The organism is Mesorhizobium sp. WSM4810 (assembly GCF_055811235.1).
The window spans coordinates 169,149-190,639 of the sequence record NZ_JBVVQV010000005.1; the positions used below are offsets into that span (position 1 = coordinate 169,149).

The following is a 21,491-nucleotide window of genomic DNA, read 5'->3' on the forward strand; positions in this document are numbered from 1 at the left end:
ATACCGGGAATCGTCTCACTGTCTGGTGACGGTTTCCTGCTGCGGTGCTTCCGGCGGTGGCGCGGGTATAGAAATGCCTTCGCTGTCGAAGGCCTGCTTGGCGCGTTTGGTGAGATCGATCTGGGTCGCGAAGAAATCCGCAGCCGAGGTCCAGTAGCGCAAGGTTATGGCGACGTTGCTGTCGCCGACGGTCGCCACAAAGGCAATCGGCGCCGGCTCCCGCCTGACGCGTCGCTCGGCGGCGGCGACGCCCAGCATGGTCTTTTGAGCGAGATCGATATCGTTCCACGAGCCGATGGTCAGGGTGATATCGGCGCGGCGGACGCCGTTGCGTGTAAAATTGCGGACGGGCTGGTTCCACAGCGTCGAATTGGGAGCGAGCACGTAAACGCCTTCGACCGTTCTCAGTGTGGTGGCGAACAGCCCGATTTCCTCGATGGTTCCGGAAATGACCCCGACCTCGACATATTCGCCGATACGGAATGGTCGCAGCGCCAGCAGCATGATGCCGGCGGCAATGTTCTGCAGCGTGCCCTGCAGCGCCAGGCCGATGGCCAGGCCGATGGCGCCAATCGCGGCAATGATCGAGGTCGTCTGGACGCCGAACTGGCCGAGCACCATGACGACGACGAGGATCAGTATGGCGTAGCGGACGATCCGCGAGAAGAAGTGGCGCAGCGTCGTGTCGAAGCCATGGATATGGCCGAGGCCGGCGTAGATCGAGCGCTGGGCAAGGCCGGCGACGATATAGCCGAGAACCAGCAGGATGGCGGCGCCAATGGCCGAGAACGAGTACGAGACGATCAGAGCGCTGAGCTGCGCAAGGCCGGACTGCACGGCGAGGAGAGCGTTCTGAGGGTCGACAGGCATGAGGGGGATCCGATTGGTCAATGCGCCGATAACCCTCGCCGGGCGGCAAGAGTTCCGTTTTTTCTTCAACAGCGGAACCGGAAGAACGGTTCTTCGTTGGCTACGGTAGGGCTGCCGTCTTGAAACTGCAACGCAACTCTGCCTATCTAAGGGGTGTCACCTGCTTTGAAGGGTGATTTGGTTGTTCTTGCTGCGAAAGGAAATACACTGAGAACAGCACTTTGGAAGAAGGCCGACATCGTGCCTTCGCCGGCCGGGATCAGCGTAAACGACGCCGTGTCTCGCGCCATCAAGACAGTCCTTGCCAGTCTGGAAGACTCCAAGGCCGAAAACATCGTCTCAATCGACATTCAGGGAAAATCGAGCCTCGGTGACTATATGGTCATCGCGTCCGGCCGATCGCACCGTCATGTCTCGGCTGTCGCCGATCATCTCCTCAAGGCGCTCAAGGATGCCGGGCTCGGCACGGCGCGCGTCGAGGGATTGGCCGGCGCCGACTGGGTCCTGATCGATTCGGGCGACATCATCGTCCATGTCTTCCGCCCCGAAGTCCGCGACTTCTACAATCTTGAAAAGATGTGGCAGGCGCCGGACCTCGAGGAAGAGACCCTCCACTGAGTCGCATTTGATTGATGCATGTCGTGTCCCAAAACCGGTGACCACTTTTGGTGACGTGCATTAGCGGCTCTTCGAGGCAGGGATGAAAATTACCGTTCATGCCGTGGGCCGGATGAAAGCCGGCCCCGAGAAGCTGCTCGCCGACCGGTATTTCGAGCGCTTCGCCAAGAGCGGACCGGCCGTGGGGCTCGAATTCTCAGGGGTCGTCGAGATCCCGGAGGGCCGCGCCCAGACCGCCAACGAGCGTCGCCGCGAGGAAGGCCAGAAACTGCAGGCGCAGTTGCAACCTGGTGCCGCACTGATGCTGCTCGACGAACGCGGCAAGAGTTTTTCTTCCGAGGATTTCGCCGGGCGCATCGGGCTGCTGCGTGATAGCGGCCGCAAGGCGCTGGTCATCGCCATCGGCGGCGCCGACGGTCACGACCAGTCGCTGCGCGATCAGGCCGACCTGATGGTGTCGTTCGGCGCGCCGACATGGCCGCACCAACTGGTCCGTGTCATGTTGGGCGAGCAGCTTTACCGGGCGGCCACAATCCTGTCCGGCCATCCCTATCATCGCTCGTGAGCCGTTGCAGATTCGACCGAAACCGGTGGATTGGCGTGAGCCGCCCGGATTTTCGCCTCAATGCGTCACGAGGCTGTTTTCGGTCGGCGGGCTCTCGAACATGGTTGATTGTTCGTTAACGAAGCCACGCATAGAGTCGGGCTTCAATGGCTGAAGGTTGGAAATCGCGAACGGGCTTTTGGCGCGCAGGCTGCGGCTTGGCAGCGGCGGTGCTTATGCTGTCGCTCGGTGCCGCGCGGGCGCAGAGCAGGCTCGACATGGCGCCCGACCCGGACCAGAGCCGCGCCGAATACGAACGGATATCGCAGGAGATCACACTGTCGTCGGAGCGGCTGGCCAAGCTCGCCGCCGACATGGCGACGGTCAAGAAGGACCATGCCTCGATCACCGCGGCGCTGATCCAGTCGGCGATGACCGAGCAGAAGCTCGGCCAGGACATCGAGGACATCGGTGCCAAGCTGGAAGGGCTGAAGGGCGACGAGCAGAAAATCCGTGCCTCACTGGCTGCCAGACGCGACGTTCTGGCCGAGGTGCTGGCCGCGCTGCAGCGCATGGGGCTCAATCCGCCGCCGGCCATCCTGGTCAAGCCGGAGGACGCGCTGTCGTCGGTGCGCAGCGCCATTCTGCTCGGCGCCGTAGTGCCGGAACTGCGCCAGCAGACCGAGATATTGCTGGCGGAACTCAAGGAGCAGTCACGGGTGACGGCCTCGATCGAGGCGGAGCGGGCGCGGCTGACGGCGGCAGTCGCCGAGCAGACGGCGGAAAAGAAGCGGCTCGGCATGCTGCTCGAAGCCAAGCAGAAGCTCGAGGCCGAGACGCAAACGGCCCTGGCGGCGGAAAAGCAGCGATCCGCAGCACTGGCGACCAAGGCCGGCAGCCTGAAGGAACTGATCGCCTCGCTCGAGGCCGACAAGGCCCGCAAGGCTGCGGACGCGGCGAAGGCAGCCGAGCAGAAGGCCGCCGAGCAGAAAGCCGCCGAACAGAAAGCCGCGGAGCAGAAGGCAGCGGGTGCCGACAAGGCCCCGGCACTGGGGGCTCCGGCGCAGACGGCTCCGGCACAGAAGGCGCCGGAACAGACGGAACTGGCGGCCCTGCCGGTGCCGGAAGCCAACCGGCTCACCGCCGCTGCGCCGTTTTCGGCGCTTCAGGGGCAGATCGCGTTGCCAGTCACCGGCAAGATCAAGCGGCGGTTCGGGGCCAGCGACGGTAACGGCGCAGTGATGCTCGGTGACATGGTTGCGACACAATCGGGAGCCATCGTCACCGCGCCGGCGGACGGAAATGTACTTTATGCGGGACCTTTTCGCTCTTATGGTCAACTCTTGATCCTGAACGCAGGTGACGGCTATCATGTCGTTCTCGCGGGGATGAGCAGAATCAGCGTCGCGTCTGGCCAGTCGGTGCTCGCAGGAGAGCCGGTCGGCGCGATGGGAGAGGCCCGGGTGGCGAGCACCTCGGCATCGAAGAATGGAAATGCCACGCCGGAACTCTATGTTGAGTTCCGCAAGGATGGAAAACCCGTCGATCCGACCCCATGGTGGGCGGACCGTTTGTCTGGAAGGACGTGAGATGATGCGGAAACTGTCGCTTCTGTTTGCCGGTGCGCTGATGGGCGCATCCGCGATGAGCCTGGTCTATGGCGCGCCCGGCTCGACGGCGAACGCTGCGGGCTCCGAGACCTATAAGCAACTGGCGATCTTCGGTGATATTTTCGAGCGGGTGCGGGCGCAATATGTGACGCCGCCCGACGACAAGTCGCTGGTCGAAAACGCCATCAACGGCATGCTTACCTCGCTCGACCCGCACTCCTCCTATATGAACGCCGAAGAGGCGCAGGACATGCGCGTGCAGACCAAGGGCGAGTTCGGCGGCCTCGGCATCGAGGTCACCATGGAGAACGACCTGGTCAAGGTGATCACGCCGATCGACGATACGCCGGCTGCCAAGGCGGGCGTGCTTGCCGGCGACTATATTGCCAAGATCGACGGCGAGGAGGTTCGCGGCCTGAGCCTCAACGATGCGGTCGAGAAGATGCGCGGGCTGGTCAACACGCCGATCAAGCTCACCATCCTGCGTCAGGGCGCCGACAAGCCGATTGAACTGACGGTGGTGCGCGACATCATCAAGGTCAAGGCGGTCAAGTTCCGGGTCGAGAACGACATCGGCTACATCAAGATCACCTCCTTCACCGAAAAGACCCATGATGATCTCGAGAGCGCCATCGAAACCATCGAGAAGCAGGTGGCGAAGGAAAAGCTCAAGGGCTACGTGCTCGATCTGCGCCTCAATCCGGGCGGGCTGCTCGATCAGGCGGTGAGCGTGTCCGACGCCTTCCTCAACCGTGGCGAGATCGTCTCAACGCGCGGCCGCGATCCGAAGGACGTCACCCGCTTCGACGCGCGGCCGGGCGATGATATCGACGGCAAGCCGCTGGTCGTGCTCGTCAATGGCGGCTCGGCCAGTGCGTCCGAAATCGTCGCCGGCGCGCTGCAGGATTTGCGCCGCGCCACGGTCGTCGGCACGCAGTCGTTCGGCAAGGGTTCGGTGCAGACCATCGTCCCGCTCGGCGAGAACGGCGCGCTGCGCCTGACAACGGCGCTCTATTACACGCCGTCCGGCAAGTCGATCCAGGGCAAGGGCATCACGCCCGACATCAAGGTCGACCAGCCGTTGCCGCCGGACCTGCAGGGCAGGGACCTGACGCGCGGCGAGTCGGACCTGAAGGGCCACATCAAGGGCAGCGAGGAGGGCGATGCCGGTTCAGGCTCGGCAGCCTATGTGCCGCCGGAGCCGAAGGACGATCTGCAGCTCATCTTCGCCCAGCAGTTGCTGCGCGGCGAGAAGACCGATCCGGCGTTCCCGCCGAATCCGGACAAGGCTGTGCTGAACCAGTAGGGGCCGTGCTGAACCAGTAAAAGTCGATCAGCCGGACAACAGGTCTGGCTGCCTGATCGAAGCGATGTAATGCTGCCGGGGCTGCAAGGCCTCGGCAGTTTGATTCGGGGACCGCGGCTGGGGATGCGGCTTGGCTGACATCGGTAGTGACATCGAACGCCCACTCGGGCAGGCCGTCCGGCCGCCGCGCGTGGCCCGCAGGATCAGCGCTGGCGTGGTCGCGGCCACTGTCGTGGTGCTGGCCGTGATCGGCGTCTCCGGGGCGATTGCGCTGCGTGAAAGGCCGTTTCGAAAGCCGGAAGAAGTCGCCGTTTCGACGCCGAAGGCGACAGCCGTGGTCGAACCCGCAGCGCCGGTCACTGAACCGGCGCCGAAGGCCGAAGCAGCGTCCAAGGCGAGCATACCCAAGACGGGCGGGTCCAAGGCAAGCGGATCCAAGACGGGCGGGCCGCAGATCATCCACATGCAGACCGAAGCGGGCGACGGTCCGCCCGGGGCCATCGTCATCCACGACCCTTCGACGACCGGCCAGAACCTGAGGATCGCGCATATTCCCGACAGGGCACTGGTCGAGTCTGGCGAAACCGGTCCATTGCCGGTTCGTGCTGCCGACGGCAGGCGGCCGTTCGATGTCTATGCGCGACCATGGTCCGGCGCGCGCGGTGCGCGCGTGGCGATCGTCATCGGCGGGCTTGCCGTGTCACAGACCGGCACGCAGGCTGCCATCGCCAAGCTGCCGGCCGAAGTGACGCTGGGCTTCGCGCCGCAGGGCAACAGCATCGGCCGCTGGATGCAGGCGGCGCGGCAGAGCGGCCATGAGATCGTCATGCAGGTGCCGCTCGAACCGTTCGATTATCCGAATGTCAATCCCGGCCGCAACACGCTGACGGTCGTGGCGACACCCGACGAGAATTTGGAGAATTTGCGCTGGGCGCTGTCGCGGACGACCAATTACACCGGCGTCATGAACTATATGGGCGCTCGTTTTTCGGCCGATGCGGCGGCGATGGGGCCACTGATGGCCGAGCTTGGCAGGCGCGGCCTGGCCTATGTCGACGACGGTTCGTCGGCACGCAGCCTGGCGCCCGAACTGGCGTTGAAGAACGGTGTGCCGTTCGCCGCCGGCGACACGTCGATCGACGCCGTGCGTGACCGCGGCGCCATATTGAAGAAGCTGGACGAACTGGAAGCAACCGCGCGGGCGAAAGGCTTTGCAGTCGGCATCGGCTCGGCCTTCGATCTGACGGTCGACACCGTGTCGTCCTGGGTGATCGAGGCCAAGAAGCGCGGCATCGAGATCGTGCCGATTTCGGCAGTGGCGGTGGATCCGGAAAAAGGTTGAGCATGGCGAAGAAAAAACCGGTCGACCCCGAGACGCTGCCCTATCGTCGCTGCGTCGGAGCGATGGTCCTCAACGGAGACGGGCTGGTCTGGGTCGGGCATCGCATTGCCGAGCCGGACAGCGAATTCGCCGGCACGACGCAGCTCTGGCAAATGCCGCAGGGCGGCATCGACAAGGGCGAAGAGCCGCTGCAGGCGGCACAGCGGGAACTCTACGAAGAAACCGGCATGCGCAGCGTCTCGTTGCTGGATGAGGCGCCGAACTGGATATTTTACGACCTGCCGGCCCATCTGGTCGGCGTCGCCTTCAAGGGAAAGTATCGTGGCCAGACGCAAAAATGGTTCGCCTTCCGCTTTCACGGCGATTTGAGCGAGATTGAGATCAATCCCCCGCCGGGCGGCCACACCGCCGAGTTCGACAGATGGGCCTGGCGGTCAATGGAGGAATTGCCCGACCTGATCGTTCCGTTCAAGCGTCAGGTCTATGAGGACGTGGTTGTGGCATTCCGGCATCTGGTTGCGTAGGCCTGGCGCAAGCCGCGCTCGCGCCGACCACGGTTGCCGCGTCGGCGCGGTGGCCTTATTGATGGCCGATCCGCTGCAGACGGGATTGGCATGAACGGCACTTCCAAAAAATCTCTTTCTGAAAGGGCCGTCAAAGCCGCGCCGATCAGCGAAGCGGCGGCCGGCGCCATATTGACCGTCGATCTCAGCGCCATCCGCGAAAATTACCGGCGGCTCAAGGCGCGGTTGGGCGGTGTCGGCTGCGCCGGTGTCGTCAAGGCCGACGGCTACGGGCTCGGCGGGCCGCAGGTGGCCGCGGCGCTGGCGGCCGAAGGCTGCGCCGTTTTTTTTGTCGCGCATCTGGCCGAGGGTGCCTTGCTGCGCCAGGCGCTCGGCGCACGGGCGGCGATCTATGTGCTGAACGGCATTCAGCCGGGCGCCGAAAGCGAAGCCGTCGCAGCGGAGCTGGGCGTGGTCATCAACAGTGCCGGCCAGCTCGCCGCCTGGCGCGCGGCGGCGCAGCGGGCCGGCCACAAGCTCAAGGCTGCAATCCAGGTCGACAGCGGCATGTCGCGGCTCGGCATGGCGGCAGCCGAGGTGGAGGCCGTCGCTGCTGACCCGCAGGCTTTCGATGGTATCGACGTCACCATCGTGATGAGCCATCTCGCTCGCGCCGACGAGCCCGAACATCCGGCCAACGAGCAGCAGCGGCTGGAATTCGAGAGGCTACGCAGGATGCTGCCAAATGCGCCGGCCTCGCTCGCCAATTCCTCCGGTATCTTTCTTGGGCAGTCCTTTCACTACGACCTCGTCCGACCCGGTGCGGCGCTCTACGGCATCAATCCGACGCCTGCGCAGGAAAATCCGGTGCTGCCGGTGCTGCGGCTTCAAGCAAAAATCATCCAGACGCGCAGCCTCGAGAGGGGAGCCGGCGTCGGCTATGGCCATATTTTTCACGTCACCGATTCGCTGATCGCCGCAACGATCTCGCTTGGCTATGCCGACGGCTGGCATCGACGTGCGGCCTCGGCCGCCTGGTTCGAAAATGTGCGCTTGCCGTTCCTGGGCCGTGTGTCGATGGATTCGATCGTCCTCGACATTTCGGCCCTGCCGCCCGGCAGGCTGAAGGCGGGCGACCTCGTCGAACTGATCGGCCCGTCGCAGACGGTCGACCAGGCGGCCGGCCATGCCGGCACCATCGGCTATGAAATCCTGACCAGCCTCGGACACCGCTTTCACCGGCGCTATGTGAATGGATAGCGCGCGGGCTTTTTTTAGGCATGTGTCGTCGTCCCACAACCTCCTGCCTACTTTTGGGCGACATGCTTGGGCACTTGGCGGACGCGGTAAAATCCGGCAGACAGAAAGCCCGATGCACCCGCTGACAAGACATCGTTCTGGAGAGCTATGCGATGAAGATCTTCGTGCTGGGCGGCGGCGTCGTCGGGGTCACCACTGCTTATTACCTGGCCGAGGCCGGCCATGAAGTGACGGTGATCGACCGCCAGAAGGGCCCGGCGCTGGAAACCAGCTTTGCCAATGCCGGCGAGATCTCGCCAGGCTACGCCTCGCCCTGGGCCGGTCCCGGCGTCCCGCTGAAGGCGATCAAATGGCTGCTGATGAAGCATGGTCCTCTGGTGGTGCGGCCGACTCTCGATCCACATATGTGGATTTGGCTGGTCAGGATGCTGCGCAACTGCACCGCCGAGCGCTATGCGGTGAACAAGTCGCGCATGGTGCCTTTGGCCGAATACAGCCGCGACACGCTGAAAGCGCTGCGCGAGGCGACCGGCATCGCCTATGACGAGCGCAGCAAGGGAACGCTGCAGCTTTTTCGCACGCAACAGCAGCTCGATGGCACAGCCGGCGATGTCGAGGTGCTGAGGACATATGGCGTTCCCTACGAGATCCTCGATCCCGACGGCTGCATCGCGGCCGAGCCGGGCTTGGCAGGGATCCGTGAAAAGCTCGTCGGCGGTCTGCGGCTGCTGGGCGACGAGACCGGTGACTGCAAGATGTTCACTGACCGTCTGGCAGAGCTCTGCGCAGCGCGCGGCGTCACCTTTGAATACGACACGTCGATCAGGCGCATCGTGCGCAAGCGCAACCAGATCGCCAACATCAATACGAGCAAGGGATGGAAGGCCGCCGACGCCTATGTGATGGCGATGGGCAGCTATTCGGCAAAGTTCATGCGCTATCTGAAACGACCTATCCCGGTCTATCCGGTCAAGGGTTATTCGATCACCGTGCCGATCAAGGATGCTGCCGCAGCACCGGTCTCGACGGTGATGGACGAGACTTACAAGGTGGCGATCACCAGGCTCGGCGATCGCATCCGCGTCGGTGGCACCGCGGAGATTTCCGGCTTTGACCTGACGCTGCATGAATCGCGGCGGCGCACGCTCGAACATTCGCTCGGCGACCTTTTTCCGGGCAGCGGCGACATGCGGTCGGCGACCTTCTGGTGCGGGTTGCGGCCGATGACGCCGGACGGGCCGCCGCTGATCGGCCGCACCGAGTTTTCCAACCTCTATCTCAACACCGGCCACGGCACGCTCGGCTGGACCATGGCCTGCGGCTCGGCCAAGGTCCTGGCCGACATCATTTCCAGCCGGGTGCCGGACATCGATGTCCGCGATCTCGGATCGGAGCGATACCAGCGGTAGGATCGGAAGGATTCTTCACGCATTTGAGCGGAGGAACTTGCCGCGTGACTCGGCATCAGTCTCCAGCACACCTCGCCGCGTCAGAGAAAATATCGTCAGACGAACAGGCTCCGCTCCCGTTCCACCGCCCTGGTGATGAAGCTCGCGACGATCTGGACGCGGCGCAGCGGCCTGACCGATTCGTGATAGACCAGCCAGTAGGCGCGGCGAATGGGCGCGACGATGTCGACGGCCACCAGTTCCGGCATCGAGTGGGCGACAAAAGTGTGCAGGATGCCGATGCCGGCGCCGGAGCGCACCGCTTCGGCTTGGCCGAGCGCCGAGGAGATGGCGAAGCTCGTGCGCCAGTCGGCACTGAACTCGGCCGCATAGTCGAGCGAGGGGCTGACGATGAGGTCCGGCACATAGCCGATCAGCGTGTGCCGGCCAAGCTCGGCCGGCGTCTGCGGCAGGCCATGCGCGTCGGCATAGGCGCGGGACGCGAACAGGCCGAGCGTGTAATCCACCAGCTTTCCCGCCACCAGCCTGCCTTCGGTCGGTCGCTCCACGGTGATGGCGATGTCGGCCTCGCGCCTGGACAACGAGAAGGAACGCGGCACCGGCACCAATTGGATGGTGAGTTCGCGGTGAAGCGCCGTCAGTGCGCCGAGTCGTTTGGCCAGGAAGGCAACGCCGAAACCATCAGGGGCGCCGATGCGCACGGTGCCGGAGACGTCGTCGCCTTCGCCCGCCACGGTCGCGCGCGCGGCGATCATGTCGCCTTCCATGCGCTCGGCGATGTCGAGGAAACGCTCGCCCGCCGGCGTCAACTCGCTGCCGGTGGTCAGCCGGCGAAAGAGTTTTGTGCGCAGCGCATCCTCGAGCGCGGCGACGCGGCGCGAGACAGTGGCGTGATTCAGCTCCAGCCGCTTGGCCGCGCCAAGTATCTGGCCGGCACGCGCCACCGCAAGAAAGATGCGGACGTCATCCCAGTTCATGAGGAGGGTCCGGATGACAATCGTCGACGTTGCGTTCCGTGGGGGGCGCGAAGGAACTCAATTTCTCTATCCTTGCCGCTAAGGGACCTGCATCCCTATCACTTGCGGCAATTGATGCACAGGCGTCGCTCGCACTCTATTTTCTGCACAACGGTTGCGTTTCCGCTCACGTTGCCATCGGCGGCGCAAAGGCGGACAATGCCGCATCACAAATACAGGGAGAGAAAACCATGATCGACTACGGTCATTTCATCGGCGGCAAGCGTGTCGCCGGGACCAGCGGCCGCAAGCAGGACGTCATGCAGCCGATGGACGGCACGGTGCGCGGCACCGTGGCGCTGGCTTCGCAGGCGGAGCTGCGCGCAGCCGTGGAGAACGCCAAGGCGGCGCAGCCTGGCTGGGCGGCGACCAATCCGCAGCGGCGCGTGCGCGTCCTGATGAAATTCCTCGAACTGGTCGCCCGGGAATATGATGCGCTGGCCGACATTCTGGCGCGCGAGCACGGCAAGACCATCGCTGACGCCAAGGGCGACATCCAGCGCGGCCTGGAAGTGGTCGAGGTCTGCATCGGCGCGCCGCACATGATGAAGGGCGAGTTCACCGACGGCGCCGGCCCCGGCATCGACGTCTATTCGATGCGCCAGCCGCTCGGCGTCGTTGCCGGCATCACGCCGTTCAATTTTCCGGCGATGATCCCGTTGTGGAAGATCGCGCCGGCTATCGCTTGCGGCAACGCCTTCATCCTGAAGCCTTCGGAGCGCGACCCGGGCGTGCCGATGCGCATCGCCGAACTGTTCATCGAGGCCGGCCTGCCAGCGGGCATTCTCAATGTCGTCAACGGCGACAAGGAGGCGGTCGACGCCATCCTCGACGATCCCGATATCAAGGCCATCGGCTTTGTCGGCTCGACGCCGATCGCCCAGTACATCTATTCGCGCGGCTGCGCGGCCGGCAAGCGCGTGCAGTGCTTCGGCGGCGCCAAGAACCACATGATCATCATGCCCGACGCCGACATGGACCAGACCGTCGACGCGCTGATCGGCGCCGGCTACGGCTCGGCCGGCGAGCGCTGCATGGCGATCTCGGTGGCTGTCCCGGTCGGCAACGATGCCGCCAATCGGCTGATGGAAAAGCTGGTGCCGCGCGTCGAAAGCCTGAAGGTCGGCCCATCGACGGATTCGTCCGCCGATTTCGGCCCGCTGGTGACGGCGCAGGCGCTGGAGCGGGTCAAGGGCTATGTCGATACCGGCGTCAGGGAAGGCGCCAAGCTGGTCGTCGACGGGCGCGGCTTTTCCATGCAGGGCTATGAGAACGGCTACTATATGGGCGGCTGCCTGTTCGACAACGTGACCGCCGATATGCGCATCTACAAGGAAGAGATTTTTGGGCCGGTGCTCTCGGTAGTGCGTGCGCCGACCTACGAGAACGCGATCAAGCTCGCCAACGATCACGAAATGGGCAACGGCGTCGCCATCTTCACCCGCGACGGCGATGCCGCCCGCGATTTCGCCTCGAGGGTCCAGGTCGGCATGGTCGGTATCAACGTGCCGATCCCGGTGCCGATCGCCTACTATACGTTCGGCGGCTGGAAAGCGTCTTCCTTCGGCGACCTCAACCAGCACGGACCGGACGCATTCCGGTTCTACACCAAGACCAAGACGGTGACCTCGCGCTGGCCGTCCGGCGTGAAGGACGGCGCCGAATTCGTCATTCCGACGATGAATTAGCCGGGCGGTTGCTTGTCTGCGCGTCCTCGCCTTCGGCTGCGGGCGCGCGGGCAGGCGTGAAAGACGGCGCCGAATTCGTCATCCCGACGATGATTAGCCAGTCGACAAACAGCTCCAGATTTTATGATTGAAGACGAAAAAGGCCCGGCCAGAAACCGGGCCTTTTGGCTGACCGGTCGCGGCCGCGTGTATGCCTGAACGCTAATGTGATGGAACCAGGCGGACAGCAGAAGCCTTAACTTGCAATCCTGCCGCAAAGGAGACGCGGCAGATCGACCAACGGCGCTGACGACAGCTTCGGGGGGTACGGCCGGCGCAAGGAGGTGTGAGATGACACGTCTCATGGTGTCGATACTTGGCGCGGCGGCTGCCGCGTTTTCCGCGGCCCCGGCAACAGCGGCCGAACAATGCGCGTCACGAGCCGACATGATCAAGGCGCTCGGCGAGAAGTTCCGGGAAAATCCAACCGCGATCGGCGTCGTCAATCCGAATGTGATTGTTGAAGTCTTCGTTTCCGATCAGGGCACCTGGACCATCCTCGCCAGTGACACACGCGGTCAAAGCTGCGTGGTTTCGGTGGGTGAAGGCTGGGAGAGCGCGGTGAAGACAGCGGCGCTGCCAGGGACCTGAGCCGCCTAGCGGGTGGCAGCCGCCTTAGCATAGCCGCGCGCAGGCCGCGGTTCTCGGCGACGACCATAAAACGATCCACAGGCGCCCCAGCGGGCGCCTGCTTGCGCTTTTTTGTTGCCGACACCATATATGGAACATAGTGGGAACATTTTTTTCGTCCCCGCTGATGACAGACCGGAACACGGAAAGGAACGACGCGATGATGATGACGTCGGGACCGGCCTGGATCGTTCCGGCAAAATGAGGGCTCTTCCTTTGCCGGACGTGATGGCAAAGGAGATGCCCTATGGCGCGCAAATCGCTGTTGGTTGGGTTGAAAACCCTCATTCTTGCTGGCGCATCGGCGGTGGGTACGAACGCCGCAAGCGCCCAATATCAATACTGCGTTGAACATCGCGATCTCGTCGCCCACCTGAGCGAGCAGTTCCAGGAAAGACAGTTTGCTTTCGGGCTGATCGGTCAGATGGCGATTATGGAGTCTATGTCGCCGACAGCGGAAGCTGGACGATCATCGTCACCGACGTCGCCGGCAGAAGCTGCATTGTCGCGGCCGGCGAACATTGGGAAAACGTGGTGATCCCGACCGACCAGGACGCCTGACGAATTGAGCGATGCTCAGCGCCTGTGGGCGGAACTCAAAGAGCCTGCCGAAGCTTGCTGCCGATCTCTATCGCGTAGCGGCCGCCGCGGCATGGCCGCGCAGCAGCGCCATCAGACGCTTGGCATCCTTGGCGGCGGCGTCCTCGTCGCCGTCGAGGATCGAGCGGATCAGCGCGACATGGTGCTCGGCCGATTCGGCAAGCCCGGTGTCGGCCTTGTAGCGGAACCAAAAGCGGCGGCTGTGGGTCTGCAACGGGGCCGCCAGCCGCGCGGCGAAGGGATTGTCGGCCGCCAGCGCCAGCGCCTCGTCGAGCGCCTTGTCGGCCTGAATGAAGGCCAGCACATTGCCCGATATCACCGCCCTCTGCATGGCCAGTGCCGCGTCGTGAAACAGGTCGGCCGCCTCGCGGGTGACGAAGCGGGCGGCCGAGCGGGCAAGAACCACCTCGACGCCACGTCGTGCATCGAGAACGCGCAACCAGTCGCCGGGATGCAGCGGGGCAATGGCGATGCCGGCACGCGGCCGGACATCCAGCAGTCCCTCCCACGCCAGCCGCTGGATCGCCTCGCGCACCGGCGTGCGGCCGAGCCCCAGCCTGTCGATCAGCGCGCCTTCGGTGATGAAGCTTGCAGGCGCCAGTTCGAGCGTCACGATCATGTGCTCGAGCACGCGGTAGGCTTTCGCCGCCACTGGCTCGAATGCCGGGTTTGTTTCATTGAATATCAAAGGCGAGCTCCTGATATGTTTTTGGTATATCATAGCAAAATCCGTGTTGACAGTCCGTTTCCTGATAAATATACGACTGATATATCAGATGGAGCACCGCTATGTGGACCGGAGTTTTCCCCGCCGTCACAACCAAATTCACTGAGGACGACCGCCTCGACCATGCCGAGATGGAACGCTGCTTTGCGCTGCAGATGGAGGCTGGCTGCGACGGCATCATCGTCTGCGGCTCGCTCGGCGAGGGGCCGATGCTCTCGCATGACGAGAAGATCGACGTGCTGAAGACCGCGCAGAAGATCGCCGGCGGCAAGCCGGTTCTGCTGACTGTCAACGAACCCGGCACCCGCGAGGCGGCGGCGATCGCGCGCCGCGCCGCCAGAGAGGGCGCCAACGGGCTGATGGTGGTGCCGAGCCCGATCTATCACACCAATGCGGAGGAGACGGTTGCCGCACTGCGCGCCGTCGCCGAGGCCGGCGACCTGCCGGTGATGATCTACTCCAACCGGCTTGCTTACCGCGTCGACGTCACCGTCGATCAGATGGAGGAACTGGCGAAGGACAAGCGCTTCGTCGCCATCAAGGAATCCTCCGACGACATCCGCCGCTCGACCGAAATCATCAACCGCTTCGGCGACCGCTACGATTTGTTCACCGGCGTCGACAATCTGGCGTTCGAGGCGCTGTCGGTCGGCGCCATCGGCTGGGTGGCGGGGCTGGTCACCGCGTTCCCGCGCGAGACGGTCGCGATCTACCAATTGATGAAGCAGGGCCGCCGCGAGGAGGCGCTGACAATCTACCGCTGGTTCCGGCCGCTGCTCGACCTCGACGTGTCGACCTATCTGGTGCAGAACATCAAGCTCGCCGAAGTCCTGGCGATCAACACCAACGACCGCGTGCGCATGCCGCGCCAGCCGCTGTCGGGCGAGCGCCGCAAGATGGTCGAGAAGATCGTCCGGGATGCGCTGGCGGCGCGGCCGGAGCTGCCGAGGTTTTGAGGCAGGCTCTCTTCTCCCCGTTTACGGGGAGAGATGGCGGCAGCCAGATGAGGGGCAGCGCCCACGTGCAAGGAATTTCCAAGTCGGCAAAAGCGGGGCGCCGCCCCTCATCCGCCCTTCGGGCACCTTCTCCCCGTGAACGGGGAGAAGGTGAGGACATCGCCATTGTCGGCGGCGGCATCATCGGCATCTGTGTCGCCACCTATCTGGCCGAGGCGGGGCGAAACGTCACGATCTTCGATCGGACGGGGATCTGCGAGGAAACGAGTTCCGGCAATGCCGCCGCCCTGGCCTTTTCCGATGTGCTGCCGCTGGCCCACAAGGGCATGATCAGGCATCTGCCGAAATGGCTTGCCGATCCGCTCGGCCCGCTCAGCATCCCGCCGGCCTATCTGCCGAAGCTGCTGCCCTGGCTCATCCGCTTCTGGCGCGCCGGACGAAGCGACCGCTACGAGGCCAGCCTCGCGGCGCAGGCCGGGATGATGCGGCTCGCCGAGGCCGAATGGGCCGGGCTGATGGCGCGCTCGGGCACCGAAAATATGCTGCGCGAGGACGGCTCGCTCGAACTTTACGAGAGCGAGGCCGAGTTCAAGGCGTCGCTGCCCGGCTGGGCGGCGAGGCAACGCTTCGGCATCGGCTTCAGCCAAGTCGAGGGCGATGCGCTCGCCGCCTTGCAGCCGGGCCTGTCGCCGCGGTTCGTCAAGGGCACTTTCGTGCCGGGATGGAAGACCGTTACGGATCCGAAATTATTGGGCAAAGCGATCTGGGCCTATGCCGAAACCAAGGGCGGGCGTTTCGAAAAGGCTCGGATCGACCACGTCGGGGCGGGACAGGACGGCGCGACATTGACGCTGGCCGACGGCACGGTGCGGCAGGCAAAACGCCTCGTCATCGCCGCCGGCGCCTGGTCGCATCTCCTGGCGAAACATATCGGCGACCGCATCCCGCTCGAAACCGAGCGCGGCTACAACACGACACTGCCGAAGACCGCATTCGACGTGAAGCGGCAACTTATCTTCTCCGGCCACGGCTTCGTCGTCACGCCGCTTGAAACCGGCGTGCGCGTCGGCGGCGCGGTCGAGCTCGGCGGCATCGAGCGGCCGCCCAACTACGCCCGCTCGAAAGCGCTGCTCGACAAGGCGCAGAAATTCCTGCCGGGGCTTGACCCGGCCGGCGGCCGCGAATGGATGGGATTGCGGCCATCGCTGCCGGATTCGCTGCCGGTGATCGGTGGCGCCAGGCAGGCCGGCACGATAGTCTATGCCTTCGGCCACGGCCATCTCGGCCTCACCCAGGCGGCTGCCACCGGACGCCTGGTTCGCGATCTCATTCTCGGCCAAAATCCGGTGTTTGATCTGTCTCCGTTTTCTCCGAACCGCTTCTGACGGGATCTAGAAATGGCGCGCCACTCCTTCTTCTGCATCGACGGTCACACTTGCGGCAATCCGGTGCGGCTGGTCGCCGGGGGCGGACCGCTGCTCAACGGCGCGACGATGATGGAGCGGCGCGCGCATTTCCTGGCCGAATATGACTGGATCCGAACAGGGCTGATGTTCGAGCCGCGCGGCCATGATTTGATGTCCGGCTCGATCCTCTATCCGCCGACGCGGCCCGATTGCGATATCGCCATCCTGTTCATCGAAACCTCGGGCTGCCTGCCAATGTGCGGTCACGGCACCATCGGCACGGTGACGATGGCCATCGAGCACGGGCTGGTCAAGCCGAAGACACCGGGCTTGCTCAGGCTGGACACGCCGGCCGGCCTGGTCACCGCCGAGTACAGGCTCGTCGACTATGTCGAGGAGGTGCGCATCACCAACGTGCCGTCCTTCCTCCATGCGGAGGGTCTGACTGTCGAATGTCCGCAGCTCGGCGAGATCAGCGTCGATGTCGCCTATGGCGGCAATTTCTACGCCATCGTCGAGCCGCAGAAGACCTATCGCGACATGGCCGACCACTCTGCCGGCGACCTCATCGCCTGGAGCCCGGTGGTGCGGCAGCGGCTCAACGAAAAATACGCCTTCGTGCATCCCGAGAATCCCGGCATCGGCCGGCTGTCGCACATACTGTGGACGGGTGCGCCGACCGACAGCCAGGCGGATGCGCGCAACGCCGTCTTCTACGGCGACAAGGCGATCGACCGCTCGCCTTGCGGCACCGGCACCTCGGCGCGGATGGCGCAGCTTCACGCCAAGGGCAAGCTTGGGACCGGCGACGAATTCGTCCACGAATCGATCATCGGCTCGCTGTTCAAGGGCAGGGTCGAGAAGGAAGTCACGGTGGCGGGCAAGCCGGCGATCGTCCCCTCGATCGGCGGCTGGGCGCGCATGACCGGATTGAACACGATCTTCATCGACGATCGCGATCCGTTCGCGCACGGATTCGTCGTCAAATAGAGAGAGAATCCTGACGCAGGGGAATCGAACAGAATGCAAGGATCGATTGCCCAGACGGCGCAACGATCCCGCTCATCAACTTATTTTTACGGCGATTCCTTCGAAGCAGCGTGCATTTTGACGACGAATCGCCAAAGACATTGCGTTAGGCCAATGATAGGGTCGGCGATAGTCCAGAGGCCGGGAAGGGAAGAACGGGCAATCCGATTGCGTGCTTCAAAATCACGCATGCCGATTAAAGAATGACGTTGCAATCCGGGCTCGAAACTTTACGACTAGGGGAAATACTGAAAAGGAATGCGTCTGCATGGGCGACATTCCAGGGGAGCCACGACAGCATGCAGTATTTTGTCCAGCAGCTTATCAACGGGCTGACGCTGGGATCGATCTATGGACTGATCGCGATCGGCTACACGATGGTCTACGGCATCATCGGCATGATCAATTTCGCCCATGGCGACATCTTCATGGTCGGCGCCTTCGCCGCCCTCATCGTTTTCCTCATCCTCGGCGCGATGTTCTATTCGGTGCCGGTGGTGATCGCGCTGCTGGTCATGATGATCGTCGCGATGCTGTTGACCAGCCTGTACAACTGGACGATCGAAAAGGTGGCCTACCGGCCGTTGCGCGGGTCGTTCCGGCTGGCGCCGCTGATCACCGCGATCGGCATGTCGATCGCGCTGTCGAACTTCGTCCAGGTGACGCAGGGGCCGCGCAACAAGCCGATCCCGCCGATGGTGTCCAAGGTCTATAATATCGAGGGCGTCAGCGTGTCGCTGAAGCAAATCGTCATCGTCATCGTCACCGCGCTGCTGCTGGGGCTGTTCTGGTACCTGGTCAACAAGACCTCGCTGGGTCGAGCCCAAAGGGCTTGCGAGCAGGATCGCAAGATGGCGGCGTTGCTCGGCATCGACGTCGACCGCACCATCTCGATCACCTTCGTCATGGGTGCGGCCCTTGCCGCCGTCGCCGGCACGCTGTTCCTGATGTATTATGGCGTCATCGCCTTCTCCGACGGTTTCACGCCCGGCGTGAAGGCGTTCACCGCGGCCGTGCTCGGCGGCATCGGCTCGTTGCCCGGCGCCGTGCTCGGCGGGCTTATGATCGGCTTCATCGAAAGCATGTGGTCGGCTTATTTCTCGATCGACTATAAGGACGTCGCGGCCTTCTCCATCCTGGCGATCGTGCTGATCTTCCTGCCTTCCGGCATTCTCGGCCGGCCAGAAGTCGAAAAGGTCTGAGTTCATGGCGGTCACCACGTCTCCGGAGCGCGACATCGTCGCCACTCCCATGCAGCGCGCTACCCGCGAAGCACTTTATGCCGGCGCCATCGCGCTCGGCCTGTTCGTGCTCTTCATCGGCCTGAGGACCGATCAGAACATCTCCAACGAGCTGATCCTTGTACAGCGCTGGTGGCTTCTTGCAGTCGTGGTCGTGCTGACCATGGCTGGCCGTTTTCTCTATGTCGCCTACGGACAGCCTTTCCTGGCAAATCAGAAGATCGTCGACGTCGCCACCGGCCTGCTGCCGCAGAGCATGGCGGCGCGGTTCTTCCGCCTGCCGTATTTCATCGCTGCCATCGTCACAGTGGCCGTGCTGGTTTTCCTTGCCGGCTCCCTTGACGGATTGCTGGGGCCCGGCCTGGCCGGTTATGCACGGTTCCTGAGAGCGCTGGCGACCATCTACGCCCTCGCCTCGGTGATGTTTTATTTCCGAACCTTCATTCATGCCCATTTCTCGGCGTTGGGCATAACCGCACTGGCGCTCTACCCGATCATCGTTGTGCTGGTGCTTGCTGTGTATGGAGGATCGGTGGCCGCCGGGTTCCAGGGTTCTCTGAAATGGGTCGACAATTACGGCATTCAGATCCTGATCTATGTCATGCTGGCCTGGGGGCTGAACATCGTCGTTGGCCTCGCCGGCCTGCTCGACCTTGGTTATGTCGCCTTCTATGCAGTCGGCGCCTATGCCTATGCGCTGCTCGGCACGCAATACGGCCTGTCGTTCTGGATCCTGCTGCCTGCCGCCGGCGCCATGGCCGCCTTCTGGGGGGTGCTGCTCGGCTTTCCGGTGCTGCGCCTGCGCGGCGACTACCTGGCGATCGTGACGCTGGCCTTCGGCGAGATCATTCGTCTCGTGCTGATCAATTGGCGTGAGGTTACCAACGGCTCGGCCGGTATCTCCGGCATTCCCAAGGTCACGTTTTTCGGACTGATGTCGTTCAACGTCTCGGATCCGAACTATATCGCCAAGGTCTTGGACATCGCCACGTCGAGCGCCTATTACAAAATCTTCCTCTACTACCTGATCCTCGGGCTCTGCCTGCTCACCGCCTTCGTCACCATAAGGCTCAGGCGCATGCCCGTCGGCCGCGCCTGGGAAGCGCTGCGCGAGGACGAGATCGCCTGCCGCTCGCTCGGCATCAACACCACCACCACCAAGCTCACCGCCTTTGCCACCGGCGCCATGTTCGGCGGCTTCGCCGGCTCGTTCTTCGCCGCGCGGCAAGGCTTCGTCAGCCCCGAATCCTTCATCTTCCTGGAATCGGCCATCATCCTCGCCATCGTCGTGCTCGGCGGGATGGGTTCGCTGGTTGGCATCGCCGTCGCCGCCATGGTGATGATCGGTGGCACCGAGGTGCTGCGCGAACTCGATTTCCTGAAGCAGGTCTTCGGTCCCGACTTCACGCCGGAACTCTACCGCATGCTGCTGTTCGGCATGGCCATGGTCATCGTCATGCTGTGGAAGCCGCGCGGCTTCGTCGGCAGTCGTGAACCGACAGCCTTTCTCAAGGAGAGCAGGGCTGTATCCGGCTCCTTCACCAAGGAGGGCCACGGCTGATGAGCGATGCGAACCCATCCGTGAACGATGCCATCCTGCAGGTCGAACATCTGTCGATGAAGTTCGGCGGTCTGGTCGCCATCGGCGACCTGTCCTTCCAGGCCAGGCGCGGCGAGATCACCGCGCTGATCGGGCCGAACGGCGCCGGCAAGACAACCGTGTTCAACTGCATCACCGGCTTCTACAAGCCGTCTGAGGGCATGCTCACGCTCAACCGGCGCGACGGCTCGAGCTATCTGCTCGAACGGCTGCCGAACCATGAGATTCCGGCGCGAGCCAAGGTGGCGCGCACCTTCCAGAACATCCGCCTGTTTTCCGGCATGACGCTGCTGGAGAACCTGCTGGTGGCGCAGCACAACAAGCTGATGAAGGCGTCCGGCTACACTGTCCTCGGCCTGTTTGGCTTCAGCGGCTACCGGACGGCGTCGGCCGAGTCGATCGATCTCGCCAGGCACTGGCTGGAAAAGGCCGACCTCGTCGATCGAGCCGACGATCCGGCCGGCGACTTGCCCTACGGCGCGCAGCGGCGCCTGGAGATCGCGCGGGCCATGTGCACGGGTCCGGAACTGCTCTGCCTCGACGAACCGGCGGCAGGGCTCAATCCGAAGGAATCAATGGCGCTCAACGCGCTCCTTATGGACATCAAGGACAACACCGGCACCTCGATCCTGCTGATCGAGCACGACATGGCGGTGGTCATGCAGATTTCCGACCATGTCGTGGTGCTCGAATACGGGCGCAAGATCTCGGACGGCAGTCCGCATGCGGTGCGAACCGACCCGCGTGTCATCGCCGCCTATCTTGGGGTCGAAGACGAGGACGTCGAGACGGTGCTGATCGAGGTCGGCGACGAAGACGTCATCGAGCAACTCGACACCGGCCCGGATTCGACGCACGGTCCGGACTCTTCGTCCTCGTATTTCGCCGGGCCAGTGATCGACACCGTCGGACACAGTGAGGGCGAACGCGTCACGGTGTCGAAGGGCGCGTCGAAAGCCGGGCAGGTCGATGCAAGGCCGGGCGCGGCGGCAAGGCCCGCATCGCCGGCCGAAGCCGACGCGAAATCCTCCGCGGCAAAGCCGGACGCCAAGGCTCCGGCAAAGCCCAAGACACCGGGCGACTCCAACCGCGGCGGA

At 63.8% G+C, this 21,491-nt stretch carries 18 protein-coding genes and 2 pseudogenes; 17 read left to right on the forward strand and 3 right to left on the reverse strand.

Translation table 11 applies throughout. The annotated features are described in order from the left end of the window. Positions 1 to 15 precede the first annotated feature (15 nt). Positions 16 to 870, reverse strand: coding sequence for a mechanosensitive ion channel family protein (locus AC0L3O_RS09855; RefSeq protein WP_473535754.1), 855 nt, complete (start codon positions 868 to 870; stop codon positions 16 to 18). 240 nt (positions 871 to 1,110) lie between these two features. On the opposite strand from AC0L3O_RS09855, the gene rsfS reads away from it, so the two are divergent. The 8 genes from rsfS to AC0L3O_RS09895 all read left to right on the forward strand — a co-directional run bounded on the left by rsfS (position 1,111) and on the right by AC0L3O_RS09895 (position 9,462). Then, complete coding sequence (gene rsfS, locus AC0L3O_RS09860; protein WP_023800052.1) at positions 1,111 to 1,488, forward strand: ribosome silencing factor; 378 nt, start codon at positions 1,111 to 1,113, stop codon at positions 1,486 to 1,488. A gap of 82 nt (positions 1,489 to 1,570) precedes the next feature. Continuing rightward, complete coding sequence (gene rlmH / locus AC0L3O_RS09865; protein ID WP_128173590.1) at positions 1,571 to 2,053, forward strand: 23S rRNA (pseudouridine(1915)-N(3))-methyltransferase RlmH; 483 nt, start codon at positions 1,571 to 1,573, stop codon at positions 2,051 to 2,053. Between the two features lie 146 nt (positions 2,054 to 2,199). Further along, the gene (locus AC0L3O_RS09870; protein WP_473615474.1) at positions 2,200 to 3,621 is read left to right on the forward strand and encodes a murein hydrolase activator EnvC family protein; all 1,422 of its coding nucleotides are present in this window, start codon (positions 2,200 to 2,202) and stop codon (positions 3,619 to 3,621) included. Between the two features lies 1 nt (position 3,622). Continuing rightward, positions 3,623 to 4,948, forward strand: coding sequence for a S41 family peptidase (locus AC0L3O_RS09875; RefSeq protein WP_128173588.1), 1,326 nt, complete (start codon positions 3,623 to 3,625; stop codon positions 4,946 to 4,948). Positions 4,949 to 5,078: 130 nt separating this feature from the next. Beyond that, on the forward strand, positions 5,079 to 6,290 hold the full coding sequence (locus AC0L3O_RS09880; protein WP_473535753.1) for a divergent polysaccharide deacetylase family protein: 1,212 nt from the start codon (positions 5,079 to 5,081) through the stop codon (positions 6,288 to 6,290). 2 nt (positions 6,291 to 6,292) lie between these two features. Then, positions 6,293 to 6,814 (forward strand): RNA pyrophosphohydrolase, encoded by a 522-nt coding sequence (locus tag AC0L3O_RS09885; protein ID WP_128173586.1) that lies wholly within the window; start codon positions 6,293 to 6,295, stop codon positions 6,812 to 6,814. Positions 6,815 to 6,904: 90 nt separating this feature from the next. Next, positions 6,905 to 8,053, forward strand: a complete 1,149-nt coding sequence (alr, locus tag AC0L3O_RS09890) for an alanine racemase (protein ID WP_473615475.1) — start codon at positions 6,905 to 6,907, stop codon at positions 8,051 to 8,053. A 152-nt stretch (positions 8,054 to 8,205) separates the two neighbouring features. Next, on the forward strand, positions 8,206 to 9,462 hold the full coding sequence (locus AC0L3O_RS09895; protein WP_473615477.1) for a D-amino acid dehydrogenase: 1,257 nt from the start codon (positions 8,206 to 8,208) through the stop codon (positions 9,460 to 9,462). Between the two features lie 95 nt (positions 9,463 to 9,557). Here the strand turns inward: AC0L3O_RS09895 and AC0L3O_RS09900 are convergent, their stop codons facing one another. Continuing rightward, entirely contained in the window at positions 9,558 to 10,439 is an 882-nt protein-coding gene (locus AC0L3O_RS09900; protein WP_287224954.1) for a LysR family transcriptional regulator, read from the reverse strand. A 230-nt stretch (positions 10,440 to 10,669) separates the two neighbouring features. Here AC0L3O_RS09900 and AC0L3O_RS09905 point away from each other — a divergent pair, with 230 nt between their 5' ends. The 3 genes from AC0L3O_RS09905 (at position 10,670) to AC0L3O_RS09915 (ending at position 13,373) form a co-directional block, all read left to right on the forward strand. Beyond that, complete coding sequence (locus AC0L3O_RS09905; protein ID WP_473535750.1) at positions 10,670 to 12,166, forward strand: CoA-acylating methylmalonate-semialdehyde dehydrogenase; 1,497 nt, start codon at positions 10,670 to 10,672, stop codon at positions 12,164 to 12,166. Between the two features lie 330 nt (positions 12,167 to 12,496). Beyond that, complete coding sequence (locus AC0L3O_RS09910; RefSeq protein ID WP_473535749.1) at positions 12,497 to 12,796, forward strand: hypothetical protein; 300 nt, start codon at positions 12,497 to 12,499, stop codon at positions 12,794 to 12,796. Between the two features lie 286 nt (positions 12,797 to 13,082). Then, positions 13,083 to 13,373, forward strand: coding sequence for a hypothetical protein (locus tag AC0L3O_RS09915; RefSeq protein ID WP_473615478.1), 291 nt, complete (start codon positions 13,083 to 13,085; stop codon positions 13,371 to 13,373). A 90-nt stretch (positions 13,374 to 13,463) separates the two neighbouring features. Here AC0L3O_RS09915 and AC0L3O_RS09920 read toward each other — a convergent pair whose 3' ends face one another. Further along, entirely contained in the window at positions 13,464 to 14,156 is a 693-nt protein-coding gene (locus AC0L3O_RS09920; protein ID WP_473535748.1) for a GntR family transcriptional regulator, read from the reverse strand. 68 nt (positions 14,157 to 14,224) lie between these two features. Here AC0L3O_RS09920 and AC0L3O_RS09925 point away from each other — a divergent pair, with 68 nt between their 5' ends. From AC0L3O_RS09925 to AC0L3O_RS09950, 6 genes and pseudogenes are all read left to right on the forward strand, one after another. Continuing rightward, complete coding sequence (locus AC0L3O_RS09925; protein ID WP_128173579.1) at positions 14,225 to 15,118, forward strand: dihydrodipicolinate synthase family protein; 894 nt, start codon at positions 14,225 to 14,227, stop codon at positions 15,116 to 15,118. A gap of 47 nt (positions 15,119 to 15,165) precedes the next feature. Further along, a complete protein-coding gene (locus tag AC0L3O_RS09930; protein WP_473615479.1) occupies positions 15,166 to 16,503 on the forward strand; it encodes an NAD(P)/FAD-dependent oxidoreductase in 1,338 nt (445 codons plus the stop codon). Positions 16,504 to 16,515: 12 nt separating this feature from the next. Next, positions 16,516 to 17,514: a 4-hydroxyproline epimerase gene (locus AC0L3O_RS09935; RefSeq protein ID WP_473535746.1), complete on the forward strand. Its 999-nt coding sequence runs from the start codon at positions 16,516 to 16,518 to the stop codon at positions 17,512 to 17,514. A 338-nt stretch (positions 17,515 to 17,852) separates the two neighbouring features. After that, a complete protein-coding gene (locus AC0L3O_RS09940; RefSeq protein ID WP_473535745.1) occupies positions 17,853 to 18,755 on the forward strand; it encodes a branched-chain amino acid ABC transporter permease in 903 nt (300 codons plus the stop codon). Positions 18,756 to 18,861: 106 nt separating this feature from the next. Then, positions 18,862 to 20,355 (forward strand): annotated as a pseudogene (gene livM / locus AC0L3O_RS09945) (high-affinity branched-chain amino acid ABC transporter permease LivM); the annotation flags it as partial. Continuing rightward, positions 20,355 to 21,485, forward strand: a pseudogene (locus AC0L3O_RS09950) (ABC transporter ATP-binding protein); the annotation flags it as partial. The pseudogenes livM and AC0L3O_RS09950, both read left to right, overlap by 1 nt. Positions 21,486 to 21,491: the final 6 nt, after the last annotated feature.

Excerpts from the sequence above, each read along its gene's own strand:
- AC0L3O_RS09935 (WP_473535746.1), top strand. The coding sequence starts at position 16,516 with ATGGCGCGCCACTCCTTCTTCTGCATCGACGGTCACACTTGCGGCAAT.
- AC0L3O_RS09910 (WP_473535749.1), top strand. The coding sequence starts at position 12,497 with ATGACACGTCTCATGGTGTCGATACTTGGCGCGGCGGCTGCCGCGTTT.
- AC0L3O_RS09915 (WP_473615478.1), top strand. The coding sequence starts at position 13,083 with ATGGCGCGCAAATCGCTGTTGGTTGGGTTGAAAACCCTCATTCTTGCT.
- AC0L3O_RS09885 (WP_128173586.1), top strand. The coding sequence starts at position 6,293 with ATGGCGAAGAAAAAACCGGTCGACCCCGAGACGCTGCCCTATCGTCGC.
- AC0L3O_RS09875 (WP_128173588.1), top strand. The coding sequence starts at position 3,623 with ATGATGCGGAAACTGTCGCTTCTGTTTGCCGGTGCGCTGATGGGCGCA.
- AC0L3O_RS09905 (WP_473535750.1), top strand. The coding sequence starts at position 10,670 with ATGATCGACTACGGTCATTTCATCGGCGGCAAGCGTGTCGCCGGGACC.
- AC0L3O_RS09930 (WP_473615479.1), top strand. The coding sequence starts at position 15,166 with ATGAGGGGCAGCGCCCACGTGCAAGGAATTTCCAAGTCGGCAAAAGCG.
- AC0L3O_RS09920 (WP_473535748.1), bottom strand. The coding sequence starts at position 14,156 with ATGATATACCAAAAACATATCAGGAGCTCGCCTTTGATATTCAATGAA.
- AC0L3O_RS09925 (WP_128173579.1), top strand. The coding sequence starts at position 14,225 with ATGTGGACCGGAGTTTTCCCCGCCGTCACAACCAAATTCACTGAGGAC.
- AC0L3O_RS09855 (WP_473535754.1), bottom strand. The coding sequence starts at position 870 with ATGCCTGTCGACCCTCAGAACGCTCTCCTCGCCGTGCAGTCCGGCCTT.
- rlmH (WP_128173590.1), top strand. The coding sequence starts at position 1,571 with ATGAAAATTACCGTTCATGCCGTGGGCCGGATGAAAGCCGGCCCCGAG.
- AC0L3O_RS09870 (WP_473615474.1), top strand. The coding sequence starts at position 2,200 with ATGGCTGAAGGTTGGAAATCGCGAACGGGCTTTTGGCGCGCAGGCTGC.
- AC0L3O_RS09940 (WP_473535745.1), top strand. The coding sequence starts at position 17,853 with ATGCAGTATTTTGTCCAGCAGCTTATCAACGGGCTGACGCTGGGATCG.
- AC0L3O_RS09895 (WP_473615477.1), top strand. The coding sequence starts at position 8,206 with ATGAAGATCTTCGTGCTGGGCGGCGGCGTCGTCGGGGTCACCACTGCT.
- alr (WP_473615475.1), top strand. The coding sequence starts at position 6,905 with ATGAACGGCACTTCCAAAAAATCTCTTTCTGAAAGGGCCGTCAAAGCC.
- AC0L3O_RS09900 (WP_287224954.1), bottom strand. The coding sequence starts at position 10,439 with ATGAACTGGGATGACGTCCGCATCTTTCTTGCGGTGGCGCGTGCCGGC.